This window comes from Saccharopolyspora sp. (genome assembly GCF_017434145.1).
Taxonomy (GTDB): domain Bacteria; phylum Actinomycetota; class Actinomycetes; order Mycobacteriales; family Pseudonocardiaceae; genus Saccharopolyspora_C; species Saccharopolyspora_C galaxeae.
The window spans coordinates 1-2032 of the sequence record NZ_JAFRFW010000576.1; the positions used below are offsets into that span (position 1 = coordinate 1).

At 67.6% G+C, this 2032-nt stretch carries 3 protein-coding genes; 1 reads left to right on the plus strand and 2 read right to left on the minus strand.

The annotated features are described in order from the left end of the window. On the plus strand, window positions 1-591 hold a 591-nt coding region (locus IJH84_RS15965; RefSeq protein ID WP_295145824.1), incomplete at its 5' end, for a sensor histidine kinase. A 257-nt stretch (window positions 592-848) separates the two neighbouring features. On the opposite strand, the gene IJH84_RS15970 is transcribed toward IJH84_RS15965, so the two are convergent. Both IJH84_RS15970 and IJH84_RS15975 read right to left on the minus strand, forming a co-directional pair. After that, window positions 849-1106, minus strand: coding sequence for a WhiB family transcriptional regulator (locus IJH84_RS15970; protein WP_200073222.1), 258 nt, complete (start codon window positions 1104-1106; stop codon window positions 849-851). Between the two features lie 245 nt (window positions 1107-1351). Continuing rightward, window positions 1352-2032 (minus strand): diacylglycerol kinase family protein (locus IJH84_RS15975; protein ID WP_295145827.1); only part of this gene is annotated, 681 nt, incomplete at its 5' end.

The window sequence follows — 2032 nt, forward strand, 5'->3', positions numbered from 1 at the left end:
CATCACCGCGTGAAGAACAACCTGCAGACCGTGGCCGCGTTGTTGCGGTTGCAGGCCCGGCGCACCGGCAATCCGGAAGCACGGCTGGCGCTGGACGAGTCGGTGCGGCGGGTCACTTCGATCGCGCTCGTGCACGAGACCTTGTCGATGTCGGTGGACGAGCGGGTCGACCTGGACGACGTCGTGGACCGGGTCATCCCGATGATGAGCGATGTCGCGGTCGCGGAGACCGGGGTGAAGGTCCGGCGGGACGGCCGTTTCGGCGTGGTGCAGGCCGAGTTGGCAACGCCGCTGGTCATGGTGCTGACCGAGCTGGTGCAGAATGCGTTCGAGCACGCTTTCCCGGCGGAGACCGGGGGAGAGGTCGTCGTGCAGGCGGAGCGTTCGGCGCGTTGGCTGGACGTTGTCATCACCGATGACGGTCAGGGCCTGCCGAAGGGTTTCTCCCTCGAACGCGCTGAATGCCTCGGCCTGCAGATCGTGCGAACCCTCGTCGAGTCCGAACTGCGGGGTTCGTTGAGCCTGCGCGGTCGAGGTAGGCAACGCGGTACGGAAGCGGTGTTGCGCGTTCCGTTGAAGTACCGGCGCTGAGCTCGCCGCTGCAGGCGGTGCGTCGATGTGTCGGCAGGCCCTGCGGGGTGGCCTGGCTGGGATCGATCGGCTCGGTCGTCGGTGCTACGGGGGTGTGCACCGGGACCGGCATCGACGCTGATCGACCCGGTTCTCGTCGGGGGGTTTCCGTTGTTTCAGTGGCGGCCGCCGTGTGGTCGCCGGGGCGGGAGCAGGGTCGGCCGGGATGCTCTGCGGCCGACCCGCTACGCTAGTTGAGCTGTCAGCGGATTCGCTGCTCAGGCGTTGGTGCGAGCCGCCCGAGTGCGCGAGCTGCGCCGCTTGAGCGCGCGCCGCTCGTCCTCGCTCATGCCGCCCCAGACACCGGCGTCCTGGCCGCTCTCCAGTGCCCAGGCCAGGCACTCGGAAGCAACCGGGCAGCGCCGGCACACGGCTTTCGCCTCGGCGATCTGCAGCAGCGCAGGACCGCTGTTCCCTACGGGGAAGAACAGCTCGGGGTCCTCGTCACGGCAAACCGCATCGTGGCGCCAGTCCATCGTTCCTTGCTCCTCGCTAGGCGCGCCCCGTGGCGCGCCGGTAGTTCGTTCGGGGTGTTTGTGAATGCTTTCACGGAGTCCGTGTGCTTGTGAATGCTTTCACGAACTGCCGTGATGTCAAGAGTTCGATCTAGTCCCGTGAGTCAACTCACCTGAAAGATCGATGGGTCTTGACCAGCGGTTTCAGATGATCGCTGGTCACGGACGGGGTCGCCGACCAGTGATCGGGGTCCGTTACGAGAAGGTTATACAGCGACCCGCAATGCGTCCGGGATCGAAGCGAACTCGATCACCGATCGCTCGCCCAGGTTGTCGCCGTCCACCTGCAAGCGCAACGGCTCCCGACAGGCTACGTGCAGGTGCCCCACGTCCGCACGGCGAAAAGCGTTTCTTCCGTGTGGTTTCGCTCTACCGCGGAGCATCTGCGCGATGTAGCGCAGCACAGCGTAAGCGTTCATGTCGCTGAGCGAGAAGATCCCGAGCCCGGTATCGAACGTGGTGTCCGGATTCATCCGCATCGGCCGGGAGCCGAGGTAGGTCCACGGGTCGGTGTTCGACACGAACGCGGTGTGCAGGCCGCTGACCGGTGCTTCGCCGTCTGCCTGCACGGTGATCTGGGCGGGTCGCTGCGCCACGCGGAAATAGCAGGCCAGCGCGGTGCGCGCGTAGAGCGCCGGGGTGACTTCCCGGCCGCGGCCGCGGAGCCGGTCGACTTCGGCCACCACGTCGGCGTCCCAGCCCACGCCTGCGTTGAAGGTGAACCAGCGGTCGTTGGCCTTGCCCAGGCCGACGCGGCGGCCGGTGCCTGCGGCGACCGCCTCCAGCAGGCGGTGGGTGGCCTCGACCGGATCCTTGGGCAGGCCCAGGGCGCGGGCGAACACGTTCGCCGAGCCGCCCGGCACCACGCCGTGTGCATCCACGACGGC

Coding starts and splice junctions, on each gene's coding strand:
- IJH84_RS15970 (WP_200073222.1), bottom strand. CDS start 1,106: ATGGACTGGCGCCACGATGCGGTTTGCCGTGACGAGGACCCCGAGCTG.